The following is a 25946-nucleotide window of genomic DNA, read 5'->3' on the forward strand; positions in this document are numbered from 1 at the left end:
CGCTCGCAAACGAAGAGAGTGTGACAATGGACGTTTTGGGTTCGAAGCAGGAAAGCGGCTGGCGGAACAAGCGGGGAGAGGCATCGCTTTCCGACGTCCATCGAAGCATCGACATCTCCCAATCCGGATCCCGTTGGCGGCGGCTTGCTGCCTTTGCGGGGCCGGGTTACCTGGTCGCAGTCGGCTACATGGATCCCGGCAACTGGGCGACTTCGCTCGCCGGTGGCTCCAAATTCGGCTATGCGCTGCTTGCGGTCGCGCTGCTTTCCAACCTGATGGCGATCGTGCTGCAGTCGCTCTGCGCGCGCCTTGCGATCGCATCGGGCCGAGACCTGGCGCAGGCCTGCCGCGACGCGTTTCCGAAATGGGTTTCCATCCCGCTCTGGGCGCTGGCCGAAATCGCCATCATCGCCACCGACATCGCAGAGGTGATCGGCACCGCCATCGGCCTCAACCTGATCTTCGGCATTCCGCTCGAACTCGGCGTCCTGATCACGGCGCTCGACGTCTTCATCATCCTTTACCTGCAGAAGATGGGTTTCCGCTGGGTCGAAGCCTTCATCATCACCCTGCTCGGCGTCATCGCCGTGTGCTTCGCAATCCAGATCTTCCTCGCCGATCCGCAATGGGGCGGCGTCATCCGCGGCTTCTTCCCGACGACCGAGATCGTCACCAACCCGGAGATGCTCTATCTGGCGCTCGGCATTCTCGGCGCGACCGTCATGCCGCACAATCTCTACCTGCATTCCGGCATCGTGCAGACCCGCAACTATGGCCACACCCTGCCGGAAAAGAAGCAAGCACTCACCTATGCAACGATCGACTCCACCGTCGCGCTCTGTTTCGCACTGTTGATCAATGCCTCGATCCTGATCCTCGCGGCAGCCGCCTTCAACGGCACCGGGCGGACTGAGGTAGCCGAGCTCGGCGAAGCCCATTCGCTGCTGGCGCCGCTGCTCGGCCTTGCCATCGCACCGACGCTTTTTGGGATCGCCCTGCTCTGCTGCGGCCTGAACTCGACGGTGACGGCGACGCTTGCAGGTCAGATCGTCATGGAAGGCTTCCTCAAGATGAAGCTGCAGCCATGGATCCGCCGGCTGATCACCCGGGCGATCGCCATCATTCCGGCTGCGTTCGTGACGATATGGTACGGCGATGCGGGCACGGCGGAACTGCTGATCCTGACCCAAGTCGTGCTCAGCCTTCAGCTTTCCTTCGCGGTCTTCCCGCTCGTCATGTTCACCGCCAGCAAGGCCAAGATGGGCGAACTCGTGGCGCCGATCTGGCTCTCCGGCATCGCCTGGCTGATCGCCGTCGTCATCGCCGGCCTCAACGTCAAGCTTCTCGTGGATTTCGTTTGGGGCTGAGGCGGGCATAGGCGGCCCGGCCATTGTTCAGGTCGTCCACGAACGCCGAAAAAGCATGGCCATCCGCGCCATGCACGAAAAGCGGCGCCCGGAATGTCAGGCGGGCGCGCGAGCCCTTGACGGCGGTGACGAGGATGCGTGTGGCGCTTTCGTCCGGCCGGGGATGGAGAGCCGTGATTTCCAAGCCGCCGAAACGCCTGCCACAGGCATCGATGATCTCGGCGATCGATTGCGGCCGGGCGATCAGCGACAGCTGCCCGCCAGGTTTCATGATCGCGCCGGCGGTGCGTATCCAGGCTTCGAACAGGTCTTCCGTCATCGCATGCGCCTCGGCCTTCAACGCATCGGGCGTCTTGCGGTCGCTGGCATCGTTGAAGGGCGGATTCATGATCACGTGGTCATGGATTTCGTCGACAAGGCCGGCGGCGAGCCGCGGCTTTCCCGTCAGGGTCACGTCCGCTTCCAGCACCTCGACGCGACCGGCCAGGAAGGCGTTTTCGGGAAGCGCCAGCGTCCTGCGGGCATAGTCGGCCATCAGCGGCGATTTCTCGATCAGCAGGACTTTCGAATGCTGCAGCCGTGAGGCGACAGCAAGACCTGCAGCGCCTGCGCCCGAACCGAGATCGGCGACGCTCACCGGCTTGTCAGCGGCGACCAGCGAAGCGAGCAGCATCGCATCGACGCCTGACCGATGCCCGCCGCCCTTCGGCTGCATGACGTGAAAGCGGCCGCGATGGAAGGCGTCGATGGTGTGGGTGGGAGTGCTCATGAAGGTTGACGCCATTGGATGTCGGCACTCACCGGGATGCGTTTGACGTTGGCGGTCGGCAGCCCCCTCTGCCCTGCCGGGCATCTCCCCCACAGGTGGGGAGATTGGCTGGGCGCACGCTCACCGCTTCCGATCTGAAGTCTCCCGCTGCACACCGTCTTTTGGGGAATGGGGAACAGGCCGCTTGTGATCTCCCCACCCGTGGGGGAGATGCCCGGCAGGGCAGAGGGGGGCGTTCCGCGAAAACGTTCACGGCCGAGGCTCTGGACAAATTCAAGACCTAAGCTCCCTCGACATCAAGGTCGCAGCTCCGCTTCCAGCCCCGCGTCCTTCAAGATCCGCCGGGCCTCGTCGGCGCGCTCGCCGTCGACCATCAGCCGGCGCTGCAACAGGCCCAGCGAGCCTTCGAGCACGCTCATCGACTGGTCGGCGACCATGCAGTAGATGCCCGCATCCTTCATCAGGCTCTGTGCCAGCGACAGGATCACGATGTCGTTGGTGCGGATGATCTCCAGCATGGCTTGTTTGTTACCCCATTATATCTTGCGGGATGCGATTTGCGCTTGCCGCACTATCAGCCTCTTTCTATTGTCGTTTGAAAGATTTCGATAGGGAGGCCTGACATTGGGCGTCGTCATACCGCTTGAAGAAGGCAAAAACAAACTGGCATCCGTCAAACCGCTGGTGGATCTCACCAAGGCGGACATGGATCGGGTCAACCAGTTGATCCTTTCCAAGGCCGGCTCCGACGTGCAGATGATCCCGGAAGTCGCCAACCACCTGATCTCGTCCGGCGGCAAACGGCTGCGGCCGATGCTGACGCTCGCGTCTGCTGCCCTGTTCGGATACCAGGGCGAAGGCCATGTGAAGCTTGCGACCAGCGTCGAGTTCATGCACACGGCAACGCTGCTCCATGACGACGTGGTGGACGAAAGCGATCTGCGCCGCGGGCGTTCCACCGCACGGATGATCTGGGGAAATCAGGCAAGCGTTCTGGTCGGCGATTTCCTGCTCGGCCAGGCCTTCCGGATGATGGTGGAGGTCGGCTCACTCGAGGCGCTCGACGTGCTGTCTGCCGCAGCGTCCGTGATCGCCGAAGGCGAAGTGCTGCAGCTTTCCGTCGCCAAGAACATGGAGACGACCGAGGACGACTATCTTTCGGTCATCCGCGCCAAGACGGCTGCGCTGTTTGCGGCCGCCGCCGAAGTCGGGCCGATCATCGCCAATGCCGACAAGGCCGGCCGGGGCGCGCTGAAATCCTACGGCATGAACCTTGGCCTTGCGTTCCAGCTCGTCGACGACGCGCTCGATTACGGCGGCAAGGCTGCAGATCTCGGCAAGAATGTCGGCGACGATTTTCGCGAGGGCAAGATCACGCTGCCCGTCATCCTCTCCTATCGCCGCGGCACCGAAGCCGAACGCGCCTTCTGGCGCCAGGCGATCGAGAAGGGTGAAAGCAGCGACGAGAACCTGGAAAAGGCGCTCGGCCTGATCAACAAATACGGCGCCCTGAACGACACGATCGGCCGCGCGCTGCATTACGGCACGATCGCCCGCGATGCGCTGGCACCGCTTCCAGCCTCGCCGCTCAAGGCCGCTCTTCTCGAAGTCATCGACTTCTCGATCCAGCGCGTCAACTGACCGAAAGCCGCCCGCTGACGAAGGTGTGACCGGCGCCGTCCCCATGCGGCGCTGGGGATTTCCTTGCGGACGTGCTTCAAAAAAGCCATTCTATCGTGAATCAATAGGGCGGAATTGGCGGCGGTATCTCATCGAATCGCCATGCTCTTACGAAAGGCATGTTTATGCGGCAGAAATCCAGCCTTCTTCTGCTCTCCAGTGCGGCGCTTGCAACTGTTCTCCTGTTTGGAACGGTAGCCAATGCGGCGACGGCGGAAGTGAAGCCAGCGGTGAAAGACACGGTGACGTTCGGCCCTGGCAACGTGAAGACGTTTTCCGGTGCATTTCTGGCCGCACGGACAGCCGACGTCGACCATGACTACGACACTGCGATCGCGCTCTACCGCAAGGCGCTGGCTTTCGATGCCGCCAACCTGGAAATCCGCGAGCGGCTGATGATCTCGCTGTTGCTCAACGGCGATTTCGACCAGGGCCTCGCTGAAGCCAACGCGCTCAAGGACGACAAGGCCGTCGAGCGGATCACCAAGATCGTCCGCGGTCTCGATGCCCTGCGCGCCAAGAAGTTCGATACCGCCAAGAAGGTTCTTGCCTACGAAGGCCCGAACGATCTCGACCGGCTGACCCACCAGCTTCTTTCCGCCTGGGCGGATGTCGGCGCCGGCAAGGGCAAGCAGGCGATGGCCGGCATCAACAACCTCAAGGGACCGGCCTGGTACAAGGTATTCACCGATTACCATCTCGGCGCCATGGCGCTGGTGACCGGCGATATCGGCACGGCGCGGCAGCACCTCAATACCGCCGTCACCAACAAGGAAGCCGTCGCCACCGCGCCGGACACCTTTATGCGCGCGGTCATGGCGCTTGCGCGTCTCGAAGCGGCAGCCGGCAACAAGCAGAAGGCGCTGGACGCGATCTCCGTCGGTGACGGCATGGTCTCCAACTATGCGCCGCTGAAGGCCCTGCGCCAGAGCATCGAGAAAGGCCAGAAGCCCGAACAGCAGGTGAGCAATGCCGCAGAAGGCGCGGCCAGCGTGCTGTTTTCGATCGGCGGGGCGCTGAACCGCCAGGGCGCCGAGGACATGGTCTCGCTCTACCTGCAGATTTCCCATGCGCTCGACCCCAAGAGCGCCGATACGCTGATCCTGCTCGGCGGCATCGCTGAAAAGCTCAAACAGCCGGAGCGCGCCATCAAGTTTTACGCCAGCGTTCCGGCCGATTCGCCGATGCGCCGCATTTCCGAGCTGCAGCTCGGCGTGACGCTTTCCGATACCGGCAAGGTGAATGAGGCCAAGCAGCACCTGAAGTCGCTGATCGACTCCGATCCGTCCGACATCCGCAGCTACATCGCCTATGGCAGCGTGCTTTCCGATGCCAAGGACTACAAGACCATGGCGGAGACCTACGACAAAGCTGCCGAGGTCATCGGGCCTGTGCCGAAGCCCGGCGACTGGACGATCTTCTTCCAGCGCGGCATCGCCTACGAGCGGCTCAAGAACTGGGCGAAGGCCGAGCCGAACTTCCGCAAGGCGCTCGAGCTCAACCCGGAACAGCCGCAGGTCCTCAACTATCTCGGCTATTCGCTGGTCGACATGAACAAGAACCTCGACGAAGGTCTCGACATGATCAAACGGGCCGTCGATGCACGGCCGGATGACGGGTATATCGTCGACTCGCTCGGCTGGGCCTATTTCCGGATGAGCAAGTTCGACGATGCCGTGACCGAGCTGGAACGTGCGGTGCAGCTGCGTGCCGGCGATTCGACGATCAACGACCATCTCGGCGATTCCTACTGGCGCGTCGGGCGCAAGCTCGAGGCCGTCTACCAGTGGAACCGGGCTCTGATCTCGGAAGGCGAGGACATCAACCGCGAGCAGATCAAGGAGAAGATCGAGAAGGGCCTGGCGCCGCTCGATCCGAACGCCACGACTGCCGACCGCAGCCCGACGGAGCCCGCGGCACCTGCCCCGCCGGCGCCGGCCAATCCCGACAAGAAATCCTGACGCGCATGTTCCTGGACAATCCGTCATCTGACAAATGGCTCGCCGACAAGGCGGGCCTGTTCGAACTGGCGCCCGCCAAGATCAATCTCGCGCTGCACGTGACCGGCCAGCGGGCCGACGGTTATCATCGGCTCGAAAGCATCGTGACTTTTGCGGACACCGGGGACCGGCTGTGCTTTAGCGAGGCAGACGCCGACGATCTTTCCGTTTCCGGCCGGTTCGCCTCGCTGCTGCCGACCTCGCCGGAAGGCAAAAAGGGCAATCTCGTGCTGAAAGCGCGCGATCTCCTGCGCGCGGCGTTGGAGGATAAAGGCATTTCGGCGCCGCCGGTAGCCATCCATCTCGAAAAGAACCTGCCGGTCGCAGCCGGCATCGGCGGTGGTTCGGCTGATGCGGCAGCTGCCCTGCGCGGCCTGATGCGCTTCTGGAATGCCAACCTGCCGGATGGGGAACTGGCAGCGCTCGCGCTTTTGCTCGGCGCCGATGTGCCTATGTGTCTCAAGAGCGAGGCGCTGATGGCGAGGGGCATAGGCGAGGAACTGACCGCGCTTCCCGACTTGCCCTCGCTGTCGCTGGTGCTCGGCAATCCGCTCGTCGGCGTCTCGACCCCCGATATCTTCCTGCGCCTGACGCAGAAGGAAAACGCGGCGATCGGGCCCTTCGACAGCGACTGGATCGGCTTCCTGAAAACCCTGCGCAACGATCTTGAACCGCCGGCGCGATCGCTGGTGCGCGAGATCGACCAGATCTCCAGCCTGATCGGCGCGGAGGGCACCATGCTGACGCGGATGTCCGGTTCCGGCGCCACCTGTTTCGGGATATTTCCTTCCTTCGAAGCGGCGGAAAAGGCGATGGAAAACCTTAACGGCCAGAAGCCGGAATGGTATTTTCAGGCGGTGAAAACCGTCGGACAGGTGCCCGAGAAAACCCAATGAACCGGATTGACGAAACCCGTTCCTTCATCCCCGTCGGCATCGCCGTGCTGACCGTCTCCGACACGCGCACGCTTGCCGACGACAAGTCCGGCGACACGCTGGTGGCGCGGATCACTGAAGCCGGCCACGAACTGAAGGCACGGGCGATCGTGACGGACGACAAGGACCGCATTGCCGGCCAGGTGCGGGAATGGACGCTCGATCCCGATATCGACGTGGTGATTACCACAGGCGGCACGGGTTTTACCGGCCGGGACGTGACGCCCGAGGCGCTGGAGCCGCTGTTCGAAAAGCGCATGGACGGCTTTTCGGAGGTGTTCCACCGCATTTCCTACGACAAGATCGGCACCTCGACGATCCAGTCGCGGGCGACCGGCGGCGTGGCGAACGCCACTTTCATCTTCGTGCTGCCGGGTTCGCCCGGCGCCTGCAAGGATGCCTGGGACGGTATCTTGAAGGCGCAGCTCGACTACCGCCACATGCCCTGCAATTTCATCGAGATCATGCCGCGGCTCGACGAGCACCTGAAGCGCGGCGGCAAATAGCCGCTACCGGACTGCCGCTGCCACCCAGGCCGGAATAATCTCGCTGGCGAGCTTCGATACCTTCTGGCCGCGTGCCAGCGCTTCCAGGTCCATCCCCGATTTTGCGAGCGCGATCGCCTGCCGCTTCGGCAGCAGCATGCCGTATTCCAGCGGCGGCACGCTTCGGCCGATGCGCTTGAAGAACGGCCGCCGGTAATTGCGCGCCGGCGCGAAGCGGGCCGGCTGCTTGTTGAGCGCTATATATTCCATCACCTCGTCGATCCAGCCGGCCTGCAGCCGGGCGCCGGGTTCGACGAGCAACAACCATTCTCCACGGGCGCCGCGCAAAATATCCTTGATGTCCCAATGGCCGTAAAAACGACAGCCGGCCGCATCGGCGACGCGGGAGGAACCGTCCCGCGAACCGTGGTCGAGCACCACGACATCGCTCACAAGCCCCTCCACCGCAGCGGAAACGAGCACCGAGAGCGTTTGCGCCAGCTCGGATTCCTGATCGCGGCATTCCATGATGACAGTCAGCATTCCTGACATGTAACGCATTGCCACAAGGAACGCCAGAAACGCGGACCTTCAATTTTGTTCTTGCAATGTTCTCATTTCAGCGCTAGGAATTTAGTCATCAGGAACGGGGAATTTCCCCTTCAGGAGCTAACCCATGAACGAGCTGCATCAGTTGCGGCAGGACGCTTTCGCGCCTGCCCATACGGCCGATATTGCCGATGCGTTGGTCAAATCCTCCGGTCTTCGGGTGGAGATCGACCGGCGTCGCGGGCGCGGTGCGGGGCTCAACCCCAGCGGCCGTTTCGAGGAAGAGCGCCGCGAGGCATTCGATGACGGCTGGCAGACACTGGAGGAGCTCGAACCGTTCAGGACCGAGGTGCAGGTGGAGAAGCCACGCACCGCGATCACCCGCAACGAATCGCCCGACCTTTCCTTCGATCGCTCGATCAATCCCTATCGGGGCTGCGAACATGGCTGCATCTATTGCTTCGCCCGGCCGACGCACAGTTTCATGGGGCTTTCGCCCGGCCTCGATTTCGAGTCGAAGCTGTTCGCCAAGCCTGACGTGCCGAAACTGCTCGAACGGGAGCTGAGCCGCCCGGACTACAAGGTGCGGGCGATCGCGATCGGCACCAATACCGACCCCTACCAGCCGATCGAGCGGGAATGGCGAATCATGCGGCAGATCCTCGAAGTACTGCAGAAGGCCAACCACCCCGTCGCGATCGTTACCAAGTCGGCGCTGATCACCCGCGACATCGACATCCTTGCCGACATGGCTTCGAAAGGGCTTGCGAAGGTCGGGATCTCGGTCACCACGCTCGACCGCAAGCTTGCCCGCACCATGGAGCCGCGCGCCTCGACCCCTCCCAAGCGCCTCACTGCCATCAAGGCGTTGACCGATGCCGGTATCCCGACTGCGGTCATGGTGGCACCCGTCATTCCGGCGCTCAACGACCATGAGATCGAGCGGATCCTCGACGCCGGCCATGCGGCAGGGGCGACGGAAGCGAGCTACGTGCTGCTGCGCCTGCCGCTGGAGGTGAGCCCCCTCTTCCGGGACTGGCTGTTGCAGAACTATCCGGACCGCTATCGGCATGTGATGTCGCTCGTCCGCTCGATGCGCGGCGGCAAGGATTACGACGCCGAATGGGGCAAGCGGATGAAGGGCGCCGGTCCCTATGCCTGGCAGATCGGCCGGCGTTTCGAGATGGCGACCAAGCGGCTCGGCATGGTGCGGCGCGGCCTGCCGCTGCGCGACGACATTTTCCTCCGCCCCGACGGCGGCGGTATCCAACTCTCGCTGCTCTGACCGGACCCTCTTCCGGTTTCATTGCGAATTCCCATTTCCGACGCGACCCGCCCTGTCCCCCGCGTCGGAAAAATACCCCGGGTTCCACCGCCGCCCCTCGGTGGATAGCGACGCCGCAATCGCTTGGCCGGGGGTTGCAGGAGGTCGGGACGACGTGCGAGGTTGCCGCCATGTTACCTCGCACGTCGCCCGATTCTCCGATGCTTTTCGAAGATGTTCCGCTGGTTCCGGATTTCAGTCTGGAGCTTGTGGCACGCCAGGCCGGCCATTGGCCGGTCGCAGGCACCGACGAGGCGGGACGCGGGCCGCTGGCAGGCCCGGTCGTGGCCGCCGCCGTCATCCTCGACCCCGGCAATATCCCGGACGGCCTCAACGATTCCAAGCAACTCACCGCAGCCCAGCGGGAAATTCTGTTCGAGGCGATCATGGCGACGGCCGAAGTGTCGATCGCCGCGTCCGGCCCACGCCATATCGACGAGCGCAACATCCTGCGCGCCAGCCTCGACGCCATGCGCCGCGCGGTGGCGGGGCTTGCCGTGACGCCGGCCTATGTGCTCGCCGACGGCCGTGACGTGCCGCAGGGGCTCTGCTGCCCCGGCAAGGCGGTCATCAAGGGCGATGCCCGCTCCGTGTCGATCGCCGCCGCCTCGATCATCGCAAAAGTCACCCGCGACCGGATGATGACCCGCGCGCACCTGGTCTTCCCCGGTTACGGTTTTGCCAACCACGTCGGTTACGGGACGCCCCAGCACCGCGCCGGCATCGAGACGCATGGCCCATGCTTGCTGCACCGGATGAGCTTTCGGCCGCTCAAAAAGGATGATCTGCCGGAAAGCTAACCGGCACTCCTTCCCCATTTACGCCATTCGGGCAACGCGTCGGCGCGATAGCCATCGAACAGCAGTCCCCCATGTGCGGCGAAGACTTGTTCCGCGCAATCCAGGACCAGCTTAGCCTCTCCTTCGCGAAACAGCATGTCGAAGGCCTCGACGAATGCATCGCCCAGCACGGGATCGAATGCTGTCATCTGCCGCGGCAGCCATTTTCCGGCCCCCGACCATTGCCCGTTGCTGCGCAGGATGAAATCACCGAGCGCCTGATAAAGCGCCGAGCCAATCGCCACCCGTTCGAACTCAGGCCGTTCGTCGGCAAGATCGGTCAGCAGGCTCGATATGGCATAACGCATGCGGTCGAGCGCATCCTGGTCCAACTGCGGCGGGCCTTTGACCAGGAGAGTTTCGGTCTCGCGGCGAAGCTCATCCGCTCGCTGCGGCCGCGGACCGATAGGAATTCCTTCGGTCACCATGCGGATCAGCACGGGGCGGCCCGCTTTTACATCCGCCTCAAGAAACCAGCGCAAGGTCCCCTCGTCATGTACCAGGGCTTCGAACGGCACGCCTTCGAAGACCTCCGAGCGGCGATGGGCATGCGGCAGGGCAGAATGCAGTACGACGAGATCAATATCGGAGGATGGCGTTCCCGTGCCACGCATGATGGAGCCGGCCACGAAGGCGAAGTCCGCATCGGCAAACCGCTCCGCCAGAAACCGTTCGGTTAGCGACAGTGCTCGTTCCCTCGACAGACTTCCCGCAACCAAAGCCATCACGATCCTCCTTTCGCCCAAAACAAAAAAAGCCGGGGTTTTCGCCCCGGCTTCTGGAAGTCTTGTGTGACTGAAATCAGTTCAGTCTCGACTGCACCTTGCCGACGGCGTCCTGGAAGAGCGTGTCCTGGGTGGAGGCATCGGCCTTGCGGGCGATGACGCTCTGGGCAGCGGCAATTGCGAGATCGACTGCGGCAGCGCGCACAGCGCCGATCGCTTCGGCCTCGGCCTGTTTGATCTTCTGCTCGGAAAGCGCGTTGCGGCGAGTGACGAATTCGTCGGTCTTCTGGCGAGCTTCCTCGGTCAGGGCCGCAGCTTCACGCTCGGCGACAGCCACGATCTGGGCGGCTTCCGCTTCGGCTTCCTTGCGCTTGCGCTGGTATTCGGCGAGCAGGGTTTGCGCTTCTTCGCGCAGACGCTTGGCTTCGTCGAGCTCCTTGCCGATGTTGGCGGCGCGCTCGTCGAGCGACTTCGCCATCATCCCCGGCACTTTCAGGTAAACGATCAGGGCCAGGAAGATGACGAGAGCGACAAGTGCGAAAAATGTTGCATCCAATGTCATTGGATCAGGCCTCCGTCTTCGCGGCTGCAACTGCAGCCTTGATGTCGTCGCCGCTTGCCTTGGCGCCGATCAGCTGATCGACGATGGCGGTGGCGGTCTCTTCGGCGATCTGGCCAACCTCTGCGAAAGCTTTTGCCTTGATCTCGCCGATGCGGGTTTCGGCAGCGGCCAGCTTTTCGGTCAGTTCGGCCTCGATCGCGGCGCGGTCGGCGGCGGCCTTGGTCTTGGCGGCCTCGCGAGCGGTTTCGGCAATCTTGTGGCCCTTGGAACGGGCAGCTGCCAGTTCCTTTTCATAGGTCTCGACGGCGGCGTCCGCTTCCGCCTTCAGGCGGGCGGCCTCGTCGAGGTCCTGGGCGATCCGGTCGTGGCGGTGTTCGAGAATGCCGCCGACGCGCGGAACGATGACCTTCTTCATCAGCAGGTAGAAGAGGCCGAAGCTGATGACCAGCCACAGAAGCTGCGAAGCGAAATAGGTGGAATCCAGGGGCGGGAACGCACCCTTGTGTTCGCCGCCGTGGGCAACGCCGGTTTCGGTATGCACTTCGCCAGCGGGCGCAGCAGGCGTATTTGGAGCGGCCGGCGCGGTCTGCGCATATGCCGAGGTCACGAACATCATCACCTCCAGGTGAATTCCAAATGCGAAAGACCACGGCCGCCCTGTTCAGGCGGCCGCGATCCGAATTCCTGGCCTAGATATCAGACCACGAACAGGAGAAGGAGAGCGACGAGCAGCGAGAAGATGCCCAGAGCTTCCGTAACGGCGAAGCCGAATACCAGACGGCCGAACTGGCTGTCAGCGGCAGACGGGTTGCGCAATGCGCCCGACAGGTAGCTGCCGAAGATGTTGCCGAGGCCAAGAGCCGTGCCGGCCATACCAAAGCAAGCCAGGCCTGCACCGATGAACTTTGCTGCTTCCGCTTCCATGAGAAACTCCTTCGAAATGGTTGTTGCGGCTGTAGACTGACGCCTATGACGCCAATGTCTTTATCCTTAGTGCCCGCCGGGATGGACCGCGTCGTTGAGGTACATGCAAGTGAGCACCGCAAAGACGTAGGCCTGGAGGAAGGCGACGAGGAATTCGAGACCGGTCAGGGCGACGGTCATGATGAGGGGCAGGATGGCACCACCGATGCCGAGTGCGCCGAGTGCTCCGAGCGAGCCGACGAAGCCCGCGAACACTTTCAGCGTGATATGGCCGGCCAGCATGTTGGCGAACAGACGAACGGAGAGCGAAATCGGACGCGAGAGGAACGAGATCACTTCGATCGCCACGACCAGCGGCAGCAGTGCCCCCGGGACGCCGCTCGGCACGAAGAGCTTGAGGAAATGCAGGCCGTGCTTGTAGAAACCGTAGACGATGACCGTGCCGACCACGAGAATTGCCAGCGCGAAGGTGACGATGATCTGGCTGGTGACCGTGAAGAAATAGGGGAACATGCCGAGCAGGTTTGCGGTCAGCACGAACATGAACAGCGAAAAGACCAGCGGGAAGAACTTCATGCCATGGCTGCCGGCGCCTTCGCGCAGCATGTTGGCAATGAATTCATAGGACATTTCCGCCACCGACTGCGCGCGGCCCGGGACGACCGAGCGCTGCGAGGTGGAGAAATAGAGGAAACCTGCGGCGCAAGCCACGGTCGCAACCATGAACAGGGAAGCATTGGTAAAGGAGAAGTCGATGCCGCCGATTTCGATCGGAACGATCTTGCTGATCTGGAACTGATGGATCGGATCGTTTGCCACCGTCTACCTCTTTCATTCGCCGCTTTGAGCGGCTCCCTTCACTTCGCCGGAAGCGCCCTTCTTAAAGGTCGCCTTCCTTTCCGTCTCCGTCACTGCGCTTCTGCAGGGCAGGCGGCTGAGCCACCTTTCCCACCGAGCGAAGCACGTTCAAGACACCGGCACAGAAGCCGAGGAGGAGAAGAATGATCATCCCCCACGGCGATGTGCCGACATAATAATCGAGCGCGTAGCCCAGAATCGCACCCACTGCGATCGCGGAGATGAACTCGGAGGAAATCTTGAAGCCGAGGGCCATGCCCTTTCGGCTTTCTTCAGATTGCGCGTCCCGCCTCGCCTCTGCGTCGTCTTCGGCCTTCCTTTCCGCAAGTTTTGCGGAAAGACGCCGCCGGCGCTCTTCCAGACCATCGTCGCGGTGATCCGTCATGTGCGTCCTCCCCTATTTCTGCTCCCGGCACAACCGGTTTTATGCTTTCCAACAGCAAAAAAGTGCAGTTGGCGGGGGATTTCGCGCCGTCCGGCCCGTTTTCAAGTCGCGCGCAACATAGTTTTGCCCGCCCCCATAGTCAAGGCGTCCAAGGTTCTTCGATTGAGGTAAATTAACCGAGCAAATTCAACCGGTTAAAACGAGTACAACCGGAGTCGGGTAAAACTGTCGCGGGAATCGCCGCCCGTTGAAGCGACGGGAACCGGCTCAGCTCCAGCCGCCGCCATAAGTGCGGTAGAAGACGTGCAGGCCGATGCGGCCGACCTTCTTCATCGTGCGCGCCCAGTCGGGACGAACATAGACGGCATGATAATGGGTGGCTGAACCGACTTCCGGAAACCAGATCTTGCCGGCGGTCACCGCCATGGCCACTTCGCGTGCCATCTTCCAATGATATTCGGAGCGGATGCGATCCTTGATATTGTCGCAGGCAAAGGAAAACTGGCAGCGGTTGCGCCAGTCCTCGTTCTGGTAGACGACGTCGCAGATCGTATCCGGATAGGCCGGATTGCGGACGCGGTTCAGGATGACCTGGGCGACTGCCGCCTGGCCGCGGGCGGATTCGCCGCGCGCCTCGAAATAGATGCCGGAGGCGAGGCATTGCTGCTCGCGTGCCGAAAAGGAGGCCGGCGGCAACGGCGTCGCAGCCCAGGCGTGATCGTCGAGACCGATCGGCGGAATGAAGCGGCCGGTGCTCGGCTTTTCCGTGAGGATCGCATCGAAGGGCGATTCCTTGGCGAAATCCTGCGCCGCCGGCGCATAGGCGGTTGCCAGCACATCGGCCTGATTGTTGTTGATGAGGCTCGCGATCATCGGCATCAGATCGTCTTCCGGCTTCGGCTCGTCCTTCTTGCGGAAATAAAAGGCGGCGAGTTCGACGGGCTTCTCGCTCTTGCCGGCCTTGGCAAACCTGGTCAGTTCATCACGGGCGTCGAGCGGCAGGGTCAGCGAACTCGAACGCTGCAGCACGGAGCCTGCGGAAAAGGCCTTGGGCGGCTGCATGCGTTCGACGGTGACGATGCGGCCCTTCTTGGCGGCGCGGTTGACGCGGTCTTCATCGGGCCGCGGATCGGAGGATTTCTTCTCGTCGACGAGCGCGATCTTGCGGCCGTCCGGGAGTTCGAGACCGGCATTGCCAGAGATTGCGTTCTTCAGACCGGGAAATGCCAGCGAAGCCTGATGGATCGAGCCCGCCGGCGAATCGGTGAGCACCATGCGCCATTGTTCGGCGCCATCGAAACCGGTCAGAAGGTCGGCGAGATCGCCATGAGCCGGGGCGGACGGAAAGATCAGCCAGCAGGCAAGGCCGAAAACGGCCGGGGAAGTCCATCCACTCAGTCCGGATGAGGACTTGCGACGCAAAACACTATTCGAACGCAAAACCGGAAACTCCACAGGGCAACAAGAACCCGATGAAGATCAATGATTAACCTTGATGAGCGGTTAACGCCGGCTGCCGAAACGCCTGGCCGCCGGCTTGAATTAGCACATTCACATCAATGTCAGCGAAGGGCCATGCCAACGGCGCATCTCAGATGATGACGTGCGAGCCAAGTTCGACGACGCGGTTGGCCGGCAGGTGGAAATAGTCTGACGGGTCGGTCGCGGTGTTGGCCATCGCGATGAACAACCGGTCCTGCCACATGGGCATGCCGGACGCGGCATCAGGCACCAGCTTGCGGCGGCCCAGATAGAAGGAGGTCGACATGATGTCGAACTTGAAGCCCGTCTTGCGCAGATAAGCGAGCGCCTGCGAGACATTGTGCGACTGCATGAAGCCGAAGCGCAGTTCGATCAACGTGAAACGCTCCGAGACCTTCTCGATCTTGAACCGCTCCTCCAGCGACACGCGCGGCTTGTTGACCGTGATGATGGTCAGCACCACGTTCTTTTCGTGCAGGACGTGGTTGTGCTTGATGTTGTGCAGCAGCGCTGCGGGCGCGGTTTCCGGATCGCTGGTCAGGAAGATCGCGACGCCGGGCACGGAGACCGGCGCATGATCGCTCTTCTTCTCGACCATCGGAATGAAGGTTTCGAGCGGCACGTCGATGCGGCGGGTCTTTTCGAAGAGGATCGCGGTACCGCGCTTCCAGGTCCACATGACGATGGTGAAGATGATCGCCATCATGACCGGGACCCAGCCGCCGTCGTGTACCTTCAAGAGGTTGGCGCCGAGGAAGACCAATTCCAGGGCAAGCAGCGGAGCCAGAATGCAGATCGCAAAGGTCTGCGGCCATTTCCACTTCACGCGCACGAACTCGAACGCCATCAGCGTGGTGACGACCATCGCGCCTGTCACCGAGATACCGTAGGCGGTGGCCAGCGATTCCGAGCTTTCAAAACCCAGTACCAGCGCGATGACGCCGACCAGAAGCAGGGTGTTGACCGACGGCAAGAAGATCTGCCCGGTATTGGTCTCCGAGGTGAACTGGATCTGCATGCGCGGCAGGTAACCGAGATGGATCCCCTGGCGGACGAGCGAGAAAGCACCGGTGATTACCGCCTGGCTGGCGATGATGGTGGCTGCGGTCGCGAGAATGACCACCGGCAGCAGCGCCCATTGCGGGAACATCAGGTAGAACGGATCGGACATCGCTTCCGGATGCTTCAGCACCAGAGCGCCCTGCCCCAGATAGTTCAAGGTCAGCGCCGGGAAGACAAGCGTGAACCAGGCCCACTGGATCGGACGTCGGCCGAAATGGCCAAGGTCCGCATAAAGCGCTTCGGCACCAGTGACAGTCAGGAAAACGGCGCCGAGGACGACGATGCCGACGAAACTCTCGTTCAGCATGAATTCGACCGCATAGACCGGATTGAAGGAGGCCAGGATGCTGTAGTCGTCGGATATGTGGGCGACGCCTCCGGCGCCCATGACGATGAACCAGACGGCGGTGATCGGCCCGAAGAAGCGCGATACGAGGCCGGTTCCCTTCGACTGGATGGCGAAAAGGCCAATCAGGATACCGACGGAGATCGGCACCACGGCGCTGCTCATCGACGGCGCCACCAGCTTCAGGCCCTCGACCGCGGACAGCACCGACAGCGCCGGAGTGATCATCGCATCGCCAAGGAAAAGCGCCGCGCCGATGAGGCCGAGCAGCATCAGCACTGCCCTGTGGCCATTGGCGGACTTGGTCAGAAGTGCAAGGAGCGACAGCGTGCCGCCTTCGCCGTCGTTGTCGGCGCGCAGCAGGAAAAGCACGTATTTGAACGTGACGATGATCGTCAGCGTCCAGATCATCAGCGAGATGAGGCCGATGATCTCGAGTTCCGTGACGCCGTCGTGGGCGATCGGCTTCAAAGCCTCGCGGAATGCATAAAGCGGGCTCGTACCGATGTCGCCGTAGACGACGCCGACGGAGCCGAGTGCGAGCGCAAAAAGGCCTTGGACCTTCGTTTTCTCGGCATCGTGATGTTCAGCGGGGTGACCCATGGGGGATGTCCGGCTTAAAGCCAGCCTTTCCAGCGAAAGAAGAAAAAGGGGATGATGGCGGACAGGAGCATCGCGACGATCGCGAGCGGATATCCGATATGCCACTCGAGTTCCGGCATGAATTTAAAGTTCATGCCGTAGATCGAGGCAACGAGTGTCGGAGGCAGGAACACGACCGACGCGATGGAGAATATCTTGATGATGGAGTTCTGCTCGACATTGATCAGCCCGAGCGAGGCATCCAGCAGAAAGGCGATGTTGCCGGCGATGTAGGAGGCGTGTTCCGAAAGCGAGTCGACATCCCGCGCAACGGTGCGGCAGAGGTTGTCGTCGCTCTTGTCCTGGCTGATCAATGGCACGTTCATGAGAAAGGTCAACAGCCGGGCGAGCGAACCTAGGCTGTCGCGCACCTTGCTGATCAGCCGGTGATATTCGGCGATGTCGGCCAGCTTGCGTTCCAGGAACTGCGGCGGGCGGCGCTTGCCGCGGTCGCGGAAGATTTCCGTCGAGAGCGCATCGACGTGATCGACCGTCTGCTCAAGAATTTCGGCGGTGCGATCGGCGATGGTTTCCAGAAGTTTTGCAAGCAACGTGGCGCCATCGCGCCCCGGTTCCGGCAGACGGCTCAAGCTGGCGATGAACAGCTGGAAGCTTTTCGGCTCGGCGTAGCGCACGGTGATCAGCCGGCTGCCGGACAGGATGAAGGCGACGTCCGTGAGCTGCGGATCCTTGCCATCGGCGCGCCAGACAAGCGACGCGGTCATGAACACCGAGTCCTTCTCCACATAAAGCCGGCTCGAAGGTTCGATGTCCTTCAGGTCGTCGCGGGTCGGAACCTGAATTCCGAGGAGACCCTCGACATAGGCGTCCTCCTGCGGAGTCGGTTCAACCAGATCGATCCAGACGATATCGTCGGCAAGCTGTCGCAGCGCCTCGGCTGGCGCAAGCGTCTTCATGGAGCCCGTGGCGCTATAGGCATTGATCAATCGTGGTCTCCGGCCGCAGGTCGTCGGCACTGAACGAGAAGCGGGCTTGCCGGCCCTTGGTTTAGGGACCGCCAGCCGGCCACCAGCGGGACGGGCCTATAGAGACAGCCATAGTCAAAATCAAGAGCCGTCCCAATCTCGTAGTGGGCGCTGCAACATGACTCCCGCGCCGAATATGTTCAAGGGGGCTTCGGCAACAAGGTGATTCGCGGCCTACATCAAAGCCTTGACCGGCAACGGCCGCCAAAGTGACCGTCCATCGGCGCGCGGGAGGTATTCCAAAATGGTCAGGAACATATATGCGGATTCTTATTCGAAAACGATTGCAGGCGCCGGTCGGGGAGTAAGGCCACCGAGCTCGGCCCAGACCCTGGCGGCAATCTCACGGTAGATTTTCGCCGAGGCTCCTTCGGGATCGGAGGCGACGACGGGCGTGCCCGCATCGGACCGTTCGCGGATGTCGATCGTCAGCGGAACCTCGCCGAGGAACGGCACACCGATCCGTTCCGCCTCGCTTCTCGCGCCGCCATGGCCGAAGATGTCGTAACGCTTGCCGGTATCGGGAGCGAGGAAATAGCTCATGTTCTCGACGATGCCGAGCAGCGGCACTTCGACCTTGCGGAACATGGCGATCCCCTTGCGCGCGTCGAGAAGCGCCAGGTCCTGCGGCGTCGAAACGATCACCGCGCCGGCCAACGGCACCTGCTGGGCCATGGTGAGTTGCACGTCGCCGGTACCCGGCGGCATGTCGACGACGAGCACGTCGAGGTCGCCCCAGGCGACTTCGCGCAGCATCTGCAGCAGCGCAGACTGGACCATCGGCCCACGCCAGATCATCGCCGTCTCCTCATCGACGAGAAAACCCATCGACATGGCCTTCAGGCCGTAATTCTCCATTGGCTTGATGATGCGGTTTTCGATCTGTTGCGGACGGCCGGTGATCTTCAGGAGCCGCGGCACCGACGGCCCGTAGATATCGGCATCGAGAATGCCGACCCGCAGGCCGTTCGCCTGGAGCCCGAGCGCGAGATTGACCGCCGTCGTCGACTTGCCGACGCCGCCCTTGCCGGATGCCACCGCGATGATGGCGCCGACACCCGGCACACCGGGCTTTTCCCGCTGCGGCGGCTGGCCCGGCTGCTGGCCTTGGGGCGGATGGCTGTGCCCGTGATCATGGGCGTGCCCATGCGAATGCGAATGAGCAGCGGGTGCGGCAGGCTGCGGGCGCGGAGGCGGAGCGGAACCGGCCTTGCGGTCCGCCGTCAGCGTCACCAGCGCGCCCTTGACGCCTGGCATGGCCTTGACGGTACGTTCCGCTGCCACGCGCAGCGGTTCCAGTTCGTTCGCCCGCGCTGCCGGGACGGTAATCGAGAAATAGACCTTGTTATCGGAGATGAAGACGTCCGAGACCATGCCGCGCGAGACGATATCACCTTCGAGGTCCGGCCCCCGCACCTTGGCGAGAACCGCCAGCACTTCCTCTTTCGTCACGTCGGCCATGATTTCAAACTCCCGAATGCCTGATGCGATGCCGATCCCTCAAAACGGGATGTCGCGTTCGCAGATATATAGGAGTTCGGCATTGCCACGGGCAAGCAAGATAAACCGCCGTTCGATCGGCAGCCATGTGGCGCACTGATCGAACGGCAGCTTTTCTTGTCACGCCTCTTGGGGCGCTTGCAGTCCCCTCTGGACCTGTTCCTACAGAAGCACGAAACATGCCAGACGGGAAGATACTTCCTATTGATGAGCTTTTTCAACCACTTCTGGCCGAAAGCCCTGCTGCGGCGCAACATCCCCTGATGGAAGCGGCATTTCGTGACCGGTTAATGCTTGAGCAGTGGTGAAATTTTGTGCGCCGCAGCATTTTATTGGCTACTTGATCAAACCGATTCTGAGCGCCTTGGCGACCGCCTGGGTGCGGTTGACCGTATCCAGCTTCTTGGCCGCACGGTTCAGGTAGTGATTGACCGTGTGTTCGGAGAGGCCGAGGATCTCTGCGATTTCCGCGCTGGTCTTGCCGGCAGCCGTCCAGTTGAGGCAGTCGATCTCGCGGTCGGTGAGCACGTCCGTCGTGCGGACATCGAGGTTGCGGATTTCCGCCAGGCGCTCGAAGACGTGGATGGAGATGTACATCAACTCCATCATCTGCTGGTGCGTGAACGGCAGGCCGTCGCCTGCGAAGGAAACGGCACCGCGGCTGCCGGACATGTCATGGACCGGGAAATAAGCGCCGCGGACAAGATTGAACCTTCCGAACATGCCGCGGATGGCCGGTCCCTGGCGCTCGGGCGGCACCGTTTCGAGATCGAAGGTGAACGGGATCGTGGAGGTGCGCAGCCGCCGAAGTACGGGGCTGGTCTGCATCATGCCTTCGCGGTCGAAAAGAGACAGCAGTTCGGCAGGCCAGTTGGTAATCACCGTGTTGTTGGACAGTTCGAGCGAGGTGGCGTGGGGCAGGTTGAGAACCATGAACGTGCGGCAACCATAATGCTCGGTTACCCGCTTCATGAACCGGAACACGTCGAACTGTGTCTTGAGATCCGCGATTTCTCCGACACTTCCGCCAAAGACACGAGCTTCTTCTGCTTTCTCGGTATTGGCCATCATCTGCTTCTCTGTCCGCCGGTTGGCGTCGAGCGATTCCTGGTGTTTCCCATACATCCGCCCAATCCGGTCCTTTATATTCGCATTGCCCGCCTCCGACCCGTGGAACGGAAAAGGCTCTCCGGATTTGCCCGGATAGCTCCCGCCGAACGTGCCTGCGTGGTGGAGGCTGCTATTTCAGATTTTAATTAGATGCTAAATTTGTGGCTACTATCAATTCCGAATATCACGACATCAATTGTCAACTTTCGACAATGATGACATCTACTCGGATTTGCAAACCTTTTGCATGCCTCCAGCCGTTTGTCAGGAGATAATTGTTGGGGATCAAATCACCTATGCGGCGAGTTTGCCGACTCTCTCCCGTCGATGATACTAATCGATCACCTCGATATGCAATTGGAGATTTCACATGGCGACCACACACGCTTTCGAAGGCCGTGTCCTTTCCTCCTCCCTGTGCCAACTTGGAGAAGGCCCTTCCTTCGAATCGGAAACGGAGACGCTCTGGTGGTTCGACATTCTCGGCAAGGGATTGCACGAATTGCACCTGCCGACCGGGCGGGAGATCGTTCATGCGTTGCCGGTGATGGGCAGCGCGCTTGCCTCGATCGACGCCGCCCGACAGATGATCGCGAGCGACAAGGGGATGTTCATCCGTGACCGCGCGACCGGCGCGCTATCCCCCTATCTCGAACTGGAGCCGCAAAAGCCGGGCAACCGTTCGAACGACGGCAGGGTCCATCCCTCCGGCAGCCTCTGGATCGGAACCATGGGACGAAAAGCCGAGGACGGCGCCGGCGCTATCTATCATGTCCGCCAGGGCGAGGTGACGAAGCTTTTCGACCGCATCAGCATCCCTAACTCGATCTGCTTCTCGCCCGACGGGGCGATCGGTTATTATGCAGACACCCGCATCAACCGGCTGATGCGGGTATCCCTCGACCCCGCGACGGGCTTGCCAAACGGCCAAGCCGAGCTCCTGGTCGACGAGAACGGCAGGCCGGGCGGCATCGACGGGTCGATCTGCGCCAGCGACGGAACGATCTGGAACGCCCGCTGGGGCGAGGGTGCTGTCGATCATTATTCGGCTGACGGCCGGCATCTGTCGCGTCACATGGTGCCGGCAAAACAGACCACCTGCCCCGCCTTCATCGGTAAGGACCGGCTGGCCGTGACTTCGGCGCGGGAGGGACTGGACGAGGCCGCTCGCGCTGCCGACCCCTTTGCCGGCTCGCTGTTCGAAATCACCGTTTCCATCCAATGCGATCCGGAGCCAGCCTATCGCCTCTAAAGGACGCAAAGAGCGCTTCAAACAAGCAAAACGCGAAAAAGTTCCAGCCCAAACGCCTAAAATTTCAGCAATCCTAGCCGGAACCAATCCGTCCTCATAACATTTTCCTCTCGAACCAGCGCGGTCGGAGAGCTCCGTAACGGAGGGCCGCGTGTTCAGAGATAATTTTGAGCAGAGGAAGGTAGGTTCGTTATGAAGAAGACCCTTAGCACGATGGCAGCCGTTGTTCTTTTGGCGTCCACCGCCATTGCACCGGCATATGCCCAGACCCAGCCGACGCCGCCGGCCTCCCCGGCTCCGGCAACCCCTGCCGCTCCGACAGATCCGGCTGCAAAACCGGCTGACAGCGCCGCAACGCCGGCTCCGAAGACCGGCACCGACACGGCCGCTGCTTCCGGCGGCTACCTGACCGAACAGGCTGAAAACCAGATCAGCGCCAACGACTATATCGGCAAGTCGGTCTACAACGCAGAAGACAAGAGCATCGGCGACGTCAACGACCTGATTCTTGAAGAAAGCGGCGGCATCGTTGCAGCCGTGGTCGGCGTCGGCGGCTTCCTCGGCATCGGCGAGAAGGAAATCGCTCTGCCGATGGACAAGATCACCATGACGCGTGATGCGGAAAACAACAACGAAGTCCGTCTGTCCACCACGGAAACGGCAGAAGCCCTTCAGGCCGCTCCGGAATTCAAGAGCCTGGCAGACAAGCAGGCAGAAACCGACCGGACGACCACGTCCTCCACCGGCACCTCGATGCCTGCAGGCGGCGCTACTAACCCGTCGACGACACCGGCTGCCCCGAGCAAATAAGCGCTCGATCAGTCAAGGGTCCGGAACGGGTGACACGTCGTCACCACGAAATGGGGCGGTACCGCAGGTGCCGCCCCTTTTTACAGGTACTGAACGCAAACCAGGCCTCGGTCAGGCCCGCTCGATGGTCATGAAATCGCGGTAGTGTTCCTGGAGGTAGCGCAGGGTGACAGCGCTGTCAGCCGGTCTGCCGTAATAATAGCCCTGCCCCATCGCGCAGCCGAGTTCATTGAGCTTGTCCGCATCGGCCTTTTCCTCGATGCCTTCGGCGACCACGGCCAGGTTGAGCCCGTCGCACATGGCGATGATCGCCTTGACGATGTGTTCCGACGCGCGGTCCGTGGTGATGCGCGAGACGAACGCGCGGTCGATTTTCACCTTGTCGAAAGTGAAGTCCCGCAACCGCCCAAGGCTCGACTGGCCCGTGCCGAAATCGTCGAGCGAGATGCGGACACCCTGCTGGCGCAGGTCGGTGATGATGCGCTGCGCCGTATCGGCCGAGGTCATCACCGCCGTTTCGGTAATTTCCAGCTCCAGGCGATGGGGATCGAGGCCGACGCGTGCGAGGGTCGCGAGGATGGTCTCGGTCGTGCCGGGGTCCATCAGCTGCGCTGAAGAGAGGTTGAAGGAGAGGAAAAGCTCGCGCGGCCAGGAGAGTGCAGCCTCCGCAGCCTTGTGCAGTAACGTTTCAGAAAGCGCGTCAATAAAACCGCGCTCTTCGGCAAGGGGCACAAAAACCGCAGGCGAGACGAAGCCGAGATCGGCATCGATCCAGCGGGCCAACGCCTCGAAACCGACCACTGCGCCATCGCTGATGCGAACGATCGGCTGAAAGTGGACATCCACGGCATCGGCGATGATGGCGTTGCGAAGCGCCTGCTCCAGCTGTGTCGCCCGCTTCATCTCCTGGGCGATTTCGCGGGAGTAGACCGTGATCTGTCCCCGGCCGCGGCGTTTCGAGCGGTAGAGCGCGGTTTCGGCGCTTTTCAGCAGCTCCTCGAAATCCGCGCCGGCGAAGGGATAGATCGCAAAGCCGAAGGAGGCCGAAAGCCGGACGTTGCGGTCGCCGAGATCGTAGGGGGCGGACAGGACGTCCTTGATCATCTGGCCGATACGTTCGGCGCCGACGCGCTCGAAGACCAGAGGCAGGATGAAGGCAAACTCGTCGCCGTCATGGCGGGTAACGGTCGCGCCGTCTGGAATGCAGGCTTTCAGGCGATGAGCGACCTGGCAGAGGATCTCGTCGCCTGCTTCGGCGCCGAACAGATCGTTGATCGGCTTGAAACCGTCGAGATTGGCAATGCAGATGGTAAAGGGTGCAGGATCCTGGGCCCGCTCGGCAGCCAGCAGGCGCACCTTGTCACGCAGACGGTATCGATTTCCAAGTCCCGTCAGGGCGTCACTGTAGGCCATTGCCTGCAGTTCATTCTGGCTGACCTGCGGCAATGGGTTTCCCGCCGACTTCATGAATAATCCCGTTGCGCTTCACAGACCGGCGCAGGATGCGGGAAAAAGATTAAAAATTGATGGCCCGGGCTTAACTTACATGAACAGATTGATTAATCGGTTAAGCATACGTCTGTTTTGCGGGCATGCCGAGAAACGTCTGGAAGACGGCTTCCAGCGCCTCGGGACTTATCGGCTTGAGGATCACCTCGTTCATGCCGGAGGCGAAACATTGGTCCCGGTCGCGTTCGAAGGCCTGGGGAAGGACGCCGATGATCGGAATGGAGTTGTCGACCGTCTCCAGGTTCCGGATGCGCACGCTCGCATCGAAGCCGCTGAGCTTTGGAAGGGTGATGTCCATGAGGATCAGCCGCGGCGACCGCTCCTGCCAGAGCCGGACCGCTTCTTCGCCGTCGGCGGCGACCGCATAACGATAACCCAGGCCCTCGAGGATCTGCGAGAAGACGATCTGGTTCACCTCGTTGTCTTCGGCAACCAGAATGTCGATGCCGGCGCTTTCGCCGGCTTGCGAGGCAATCCAGGCGTCTTCGTCGTGCGCAGTCTCGTTTGCGGCAGGCTGGCTGAACTGGCGAGTGACGCCGGCGGCCAGTTCCCGCTTCACCCGGACCCCGTTGATCGCCAAGGCGGGAATGCGGTGCCGCTGGACGATTTCGAGGCAAGCCTTGTCCGCCAGTGTGTCCACGACGACGAGATCGATTGCGATGCTGGCTTCCTTTGCCAGTTGCAGGAAGAGCTCCAGTTCCTCACCGTCTGAAACGGAAGAGGTGTCGAACCCCAGATCATCGAGAATTTCCAGCGCCTCGGCGCTCGTCCTCGGATCGGAGGAGGCGACAAGAACCTTGCGGTTGGAGAGATACGTCGTGTCGGGCGCAACCGCCGCCTTCACTGGCACGTCGCGCTCCTGCCGAGCCAGCGAAGTGGCGATCAATCCGCCCCGGCTCATGCGCGGCTTGATCTCCTCGCCGTCTTCATCGGTCGCGACCAGTCCGGTAATGTCTTCCATGGCGGTGACGAGGTAATAACGGCCCGGCTTTCCGATACGGTATTTGTTGGCGATGATGACGACCTGCGAGCCGTCCGGCCGGATCACCAGTTCGGACATCTGCTGGGGCTCGCCAAGATCGAGGACCCCGCGATTGATGCGGTCCAGGCGCTGCTCCACCTGCGGCGGATGAACATCGGATCCCTTGTGACCGAGAATTGCTTCGGGCGGCAGATCGAGGAAGCGCGCGGCCATCTTGTTGACGGCGACGAAGGTCAGGCTGCTGTCCTTGACGGTAATCGGGAACGGCAGGTTGTCGAGCACCTCTTCGGTGATCTGCACCCGTTCCATGTCGGCGCGCCACTGTTCCTCGCGCTTCTTGTGATCGGAGATATCCCTGACGACGCAGACGCCGTAACCGGATGGCAGGCGGCGCTTGGTGAAGCTCACCCAGCGGTCGGTGCCGCGGCGTTCCTGCGACTCGGCCCGTTCCTTCCAGAGAGTGGCGATCTGCTCAGCGATCCAGTCCTCACGGCTCAGCATGCGACGCGGACCTGAAGCATCGGTCAGGAAGCGTCCGCCGCCATCGTAGACGGCCCCGAGGAAATCCCGAAGGCGCGTGCCGGGCGTCAGAAAGCTCTTCGGAACCGGCAGGAGGGTCAGCAATTGCTGGCTCGCAAAGACGATCAAGTCATTCTTGTCATAGACAAATACGCCGCCGGAAATGCCCTCGGAAATCACTTCGAGCATGACAGCTTGAATGTTTGCGTCCGCCGACGCCAAATCATTCATAGGATGGAACTCCCCGTATGCTTTTTCGGACCGGACAAAGGCCGGGCCGTAATGCCGATATTCGCCTCTCGGCGTTATTCCTTCTAGTTTTCGTCTTGTCGGCGTGGGAACAT

At 61.8% G+C, this 25946-nt stretch carries 25 protein-coding genes; 9 read left to right on the forward strand and 16 right to left on the reverse strand.

Translation table 11 applies throughout. From position 1 onward, the window contains the following. Positions 1-26 precede the first annotated feature (26 nt). A complete protein-coding gene (locus tag C5J26_RS12530) occupies positions 27-1367 on the forward strand; it encodes an Nramp family divalent metal transporter (RefSeq protein ID WP_105402050.1) in 1341 nt (446 codons plus the stop codon). Here the strand turns inward: C5J26_RS12530 and C5J26_RS12535 are convergent. Together C5J26_RS12535 and C5J26_RS12545 are read right to left on the reverse strand one after the other, a co-directional pair. Further along, complete coding sequence (locus C5J26_RS12535) at positions 1336-2136, reverse strand: tRNA1(Val) (adenine(37)-N6)-methyltransferase (RefSeq protein WP_105402197.1); 801 nt, start codon at positions 2134-2136, stop codon at positions 1336-1338. The two genes, C5J26_RS12530 and C5J26_RS12535, sit on opposite strands and share 32 nt — an antisense overlap. A 296-nt stretch (positions 2137-2432) precedes the next feature. After that, complete coding sequence (locus C5J26_RS12545) at positions 2433-2654, reverse strand: DUF2007 domain-containing protein (protein WP_037087717.1); 222 nt, start codon at positions 2652-2654, stop codon at positions 2433-2435. A gap of 106 nt (positions 2655-2760) precedes the next feature. On the opposite strand from C5J26_RS12545, the gene C5J26_RS12550 reads away from it, so the two are divergent. The 4 genes from C5J26_RS12550 to moaB all read left to right on the forward strand — a co-directional run bounded on the left by C5J26_RS12550 (position 2761) and on the right by moaB (position 7257). Further along, positions 2761-3777, forward strand: a complete 1017-nt coding sequence (locus C5J26_RS12550) for a polyprenyl synthetase family protein (protein WP_046631012.1) — start codon at positions 2761-2763, stop codon at positions 3775-3777. Between the two features lie 164 nt (positions 3778-3941). Continuing rightward, positions 3942-5777, forward strand: coding sequence for a tetratricopeptide repeat protein (locus C5J26_RS12555; protein ID WP_105402051.1), 1836 nt, complete (start codon positions 3942-3944; stop codon positions 5775-5777). Between the two features lie 5 nt (positions 5778-5782). Beyond that, positions 5783-6712, forward strand: a complete 930-nt coding sequence (locus tag C5J26_RS12560) for a 4-(cytidine 5'-diphospho)-2-C-methyl-D-erythritol kinase (RefSeq protein WP_105402052.1) — start codon at positions 5783-5785, stop codon at positions 6710-6712. Next, complete coding sequence (moaB, locus tag C5J26_RS12565; RefSeq protein WP_105402053.1) at positions 6709-7257, forward strand: molybdenum cofactor biosynthesis protein B; 549 nt, start codon at positions 6709-6711, stop codon at positions 7255-7257. The genes C5J26_RS12560 and moaB overlap by 4 nt, the downstream gene beginning before the upstream one ends. Before the next feature lie 3 nt (positions 7258-7260). Here moaB and C5J26_RS12570 read toward each other — a convergent pair whose 3' ends face one another. After that, positions 7261-7779 (reverse strand): glycosyl transferase, encoded by a 519-nt coding sequence (locus tag C5J26_RS12570; protein WP_105402054.1) that lies wholly within the window; start codon positions 7777-7779, stop codon positions 7261-7263. A gap of 133 nt (positions 7780-7912) precedes the next feature. Between C5J26_RS12570 and C5J26_RS12575 the strand changes: the two genes are divergently transcribed. Then, complete coding sequence (locus C5J26_RS12575; protein WP_046641104.1) at positions 7913-9070, forward strand: PA0069 family radical SAM protein; 1158 nt, start codon at positions 7913-7915, stop codon at positions 9068-9070. 170 nt (positions 9071-9240) lie between these two features. Then, complete coding sequence (locus C5J26_RS12580) at positions 9241-9909, forward strand: ribonuclease HII (RefSeq protein ID WP_105402055.1); 669 nt, start codon at positions 9241-9243, stop codon at positions 9907-9909. Here the strand turns inward: C5J26_RS12580 and C5J26_RS12585 are convergent. The 11 genes from C5J26_RS12585 to C5J26_RS12635 all read right to left on the reverse strand — a co-directional run bounded on the left by C5J26_RS12585 (position 9906) and on the right by C5J26_RS12635 (position 20488). Further along, positions 9906-10673, reverse strand: coding sequence for a nucleotidyltransferase domain-containing protein (locus C5J26_RS12585; protein ID WP_105402056.1), 768 nt, complete (start codon positions 10671-10673; stop codon positions 9906-9908). The two genes, C5J26_RS12580 and C5J26_RS12585, sit on opposite strands and share 4 nt — an antisense overlap. Positions 10674-10749: 76 nt before the next feature. Beyond that, entirely contained in the window at positions 10750-11235 is a 486-nt protein-coding gene (locus C5J26_RS12590; protein WP_046631000.1) for a F0F1 ATP synthase subunit B, read from the reverse strand. Positions 11236-11239: 4 nt separating this feature from the next. Then, the gene (locus C5J26_RS12595) at positions 11240-11848 is read right to left on the reverse strand and encodes a F0F1 ATP synthase subunit B (protein WP_080950975.1); all 609 of its coding nucleotides are present in this window, start codon (positions 11846-11848) and stop codon (positions 11240-11242) included. An 83-nt stretch (positions 11849-11931) separates the two neighbouring features. After that, the gene (locus C5J26_RS12600) at positions 11932-12159 is read right to left on the reverse strand and encodes a F0F1 ATP synthase subunit C (protein WP_037087706.1); all 228 of its coding nucleotides are present in this window, start codon (positions 12157-12159) and stop codon (positions 11932-11934) included. 66 nt (positions 12160-12225) lie between these two features. Beyond that, complete coding sequence (locus C5J26_RS12605; RefSeq protein ID WP_046630996.1) at positions 12226-12978, reverse strand: F0F1 ATP synthase subunit A; 753 nt, start codon at positions 12976-12978, stop codon at positions 12226-12228. A 61-nt stretch (positions 12979-13039) separates the two neighbouring features. After that, positions 13040-13402, reverse strand: a complete 363-nt coding sequence (locus C5J26_RS12610; protein ID WP_105402057.1) for an AtpZ/AtpI family protein — start codon at positions 13400-13402, stop codon at positions 13040-13042. 267 nt (positions 13403-13669) lie between these two features. Further along, complete coding sequence (locus C5J26_RS12615) at positions 13670-14824, reverse strand: cell wall hydrolase (protein ID WP_172730195.1); 1155 nt, start codon at positions 14822-14824, stop codon at positions 13670-13672. Between the two features lie 169 nt (positions 14825-14993). Beyond that, the gene (locus tag C5J26_RS12620) at positions 14994-16895 is read right to left on the reverse strand and encodes a potassium transporter Kup (protein WP_105402059.1); all 1902 of its coding nucleotides are present in this window, start codon (positions 16893-16895) and stop codon (positions 14994-14996) included. A 14-nt stretch (positions 16896-16909) separates the two neighbouring features. Beyond that, positions 16910-17881, reverse strand: coding sequence for a magnesium transporter CorA family protein (locus C5J26_RS12625; protein WP_105402060.1), 972 nt, complete (start codon positions 17879-17881; stop codon positions 16910-16912). A 309-nt stretch (positions 17882-18190) separates the two neighbouring features. Further along, positions 18191-19381, reverse strand: coding sequence for an iron-sulfur cluster carrier protein ApbC (apbC, locus tag C5J26_RS12630; RefSeq protein ID WP_105402061.1), 1191 nt, complete (start codon positions 19379-19381; stop codon positions 18191-18193). Positions 19382-19756: 375 nt separating this feature from the next. Beyond that, positions 19757-20488 (reverse strand): LuxR family transcriptional regulator, encoded by a 732-nt coding sequence (locus C5J26_RS12635; protein WP_105402198.1) that lies wholly within the window; start codon positions 20486-20488, stop codon positions 19757-19759. A 412-nt stretch (positions 20489-20900) separates the two neighbouring features. Between C5J26_RS12635 and C5J26_RS12640 the strand changes: the two genes are divergently transcribed. Both C5J26_RS12640 and C5J26_RS12645 read left to right on the forward strand, forming a co-directional pair. After that, positions 20901-21782, forward strand: a complete 882-nt coding sequence (locus C5J26_RS12640; RefSeq protein ID WP_105402062.1) for an SMP-30/gluconolactonase/LRE family protein — start codon at positions 20901-20903, stop codon at positions 21780-21782. Between the two features lie 192 nt (positions 21783-21974). Further along, entirely contained in the window at positions 21975-22592 is a 618-nt protein-coding gene (locus C5J26_RS12645) for a PRC-barrel domain-containing protein (protein ID WP_105402063.1), read from the forward strand. A 111-nt stretch (positions 22593-22703) separates the two neighbouring features. Here C5J26_RS12645 and C5J26_RS12650 read toward each other — a convergent pair whose 3' ends face one another. After that, a complete protein-coding gene (locus C5J26_RS12650) occupies positions 22704-24059 on the reverse strand; it encodes a bifunctional diguanylate cyclase/phosphodiesterase (RefSeq protein ID WP_105402064.1) in 1356 nt (451 codons plus the stop codon). A 100-nt stretch (positions 24060-24159) separates the two neighbouring features. Then, on the reverse strand, positions 24160-25833 hold the full coding sequence (locus tag C5J26_RS12655) for a response regulator (RefSeq protein ID WP_105402065.1): 1674 nt from the start codon (positions 25831-25833) through the stop codon (positions 24160-24162). Positions 25834-25946: the final 113 nt, after the last annotated feature.

This window comes from Neorhizobium sp. T7_12 (assembly GCF_002968535.1).
GTDB classification, from domain to species: Bacteria; Pseudomonadota; Alphaproteobacteria; order Rhizobiales; family Rhizobiaceae; genus Neorhizobium; species Neorhizobium tomejilense.

Excerpts from the sequence above, each read along its gene's own strand:
- C5J26_RS12530 (WP_105402050.1), top strand. The coding sequence starts at position 27 with ATGGACGTTTTGGGTTCGAAGCAGGAAAGCGGCTGGCGGAACAAGCGG.
- C5J26_RS12535 (WP_105402197.1), bottom strand. The coding sequence starts at position 2,136 with ATGAGCACTCCCACCCACACCATCGACGCCTTCCATCGCGGCCGCTTT.
- C5J26_RS12545 (WP_037087717.1), bottom strand. The coding sequence starts at position 2,654 with ATGCTGGAGATCATCCGCACCAACGACATCGTGATCCTGTCGCTGGCA.
- C5J26_RS12555 (WP_105402051.1), top strand. The coding sequence starts at position 3,942 with ATGCGGCAGAAATCCAGCCTTCTTCTGCTCTCCAGTGCGGCGCTTGCA.
- C5J26_RS12560 (WP_105402052.1), top strand. The coding sequence starts at position 5,783 with ATGTTCCTGGACAATCCGTCATCTGACAAATGGCTCGCCGACAAGGCG.
- moaB (WP_105402053.1), top strand. The coding sequence starts at position 6,709 with ATGAACCGGATTGACGAAACCCGTTCCTTCATCCCCGTCGGCATCGCC.
- C5J26_RS12570 (WP_105402054.1), bottom strand. The coding sequence starts at position 7,779 with ATGCTGACTGTCATCATGGAATGCCGCGATCAGGAATCCGAGCTGGCG.
- C5J26_RS12575 (WP_046641104.1), top strand. The coding sequence starts at position 7,913 with ATGAACGAGCTGCATCAGTTGCGGCAGGACGCTTTCGCGCCTGCCCAT.
- C5J26_RS12580 (WP_105402055.1), top strand. The coding sequence starts at position 9,241 with ATGTTACCTCGCACGTCGCCCGATTCTCCGATGCTTTTCGAAGATGTT.
- C5J26_RS12585 (WP_105402056.1), bottom strand. The coding sequence starts at position 10,673 with ATGGCTTTGGTTGCGGGAAGTCTGTCGAGGGAACGAGCACTGTCGCTA.
- C5J26_RS12590 (WP_046631000.1), bottom strand. The coding sequence starts at position 11,235 with ATGACATTGGATGCAACATTTTTCGCACTTGTCGCTCTCGTCATCTTC.
- C5J26_RS12595 (WP_080950975.1), bottom strand. The coding sequence starts at position 11,848 with ATGTTCGTGACCTCGGCATATGCGCAGACCGCGCCGGCCGCTCCAAAT.
- C5J26_RS12600 (WP_037087706.1), bottom strand. The coding sequence starts at position 12,159 with ATGGAAGCGGAAGCAGCAAAGTTCATCGGTGCAGGCCTGGCTTGCTTT.
- C5J26_RS12610 (WP_105402057.1), bottom strand. The coding sequence starts at position 13,402 with ATGACGGATCACCGCGACGATGGTCTGGAAGAGCGCCGGCGGCGTCTT.
- C5J26_RS12620 (WP_105402059.1), bottom strand. The coding sequence starts at position 16,895 with ATGGGTCACCCCGCTGAACATCACGATGCCGAGAAAACGAAGGTCCAA.
- apbC (WP_105402061.1), bottom strand. The coding sequence starts at position 19,381 with ATGGCCGACGTGACGAAAGAGGAAGTGCTGGCGGTTCTCGCCAAGGTG.
- C5J26_RS12635 (WP_105402198.1), bottom strand. The coding sequence starts at position 20,488 with ATGGCCAATACCGAGAAAGCAGAAGAAGCTCGTGTCTTTGGCGGAAGT.
- C5J26_RS12640 (WP_105402062.1), top strand. The coding sequence starts at position 20,901 with ATGGCGACCACACACGCTTTCGAAGGCCGTGTCCTTTCCTCCTCCCTG.
- C5J26_RS12645 (WP_105402063.1), top strand. The coding sequence starts at position 21,975 with ATGAAGAAGACCCTTAGCACGATGGCAGCCGTTGTTCTTTTGGCGTCC.
- C5J26_RS12650 (WP_105402064.1), bottom strand. The coding sequence starts at position 24,059 with ATGAAGTCGGCGGGAAACCCATTGCCGCAGGTCAGCCAGAATGAACTG.
- C5J26_RS12655 (WP_105402065.1), bottom strand. The coding sequence starts at position 25,833 with ATGAATGATTTGGCGTCGGCGGACGCAAACATTCAAGCTGTCATGCTC.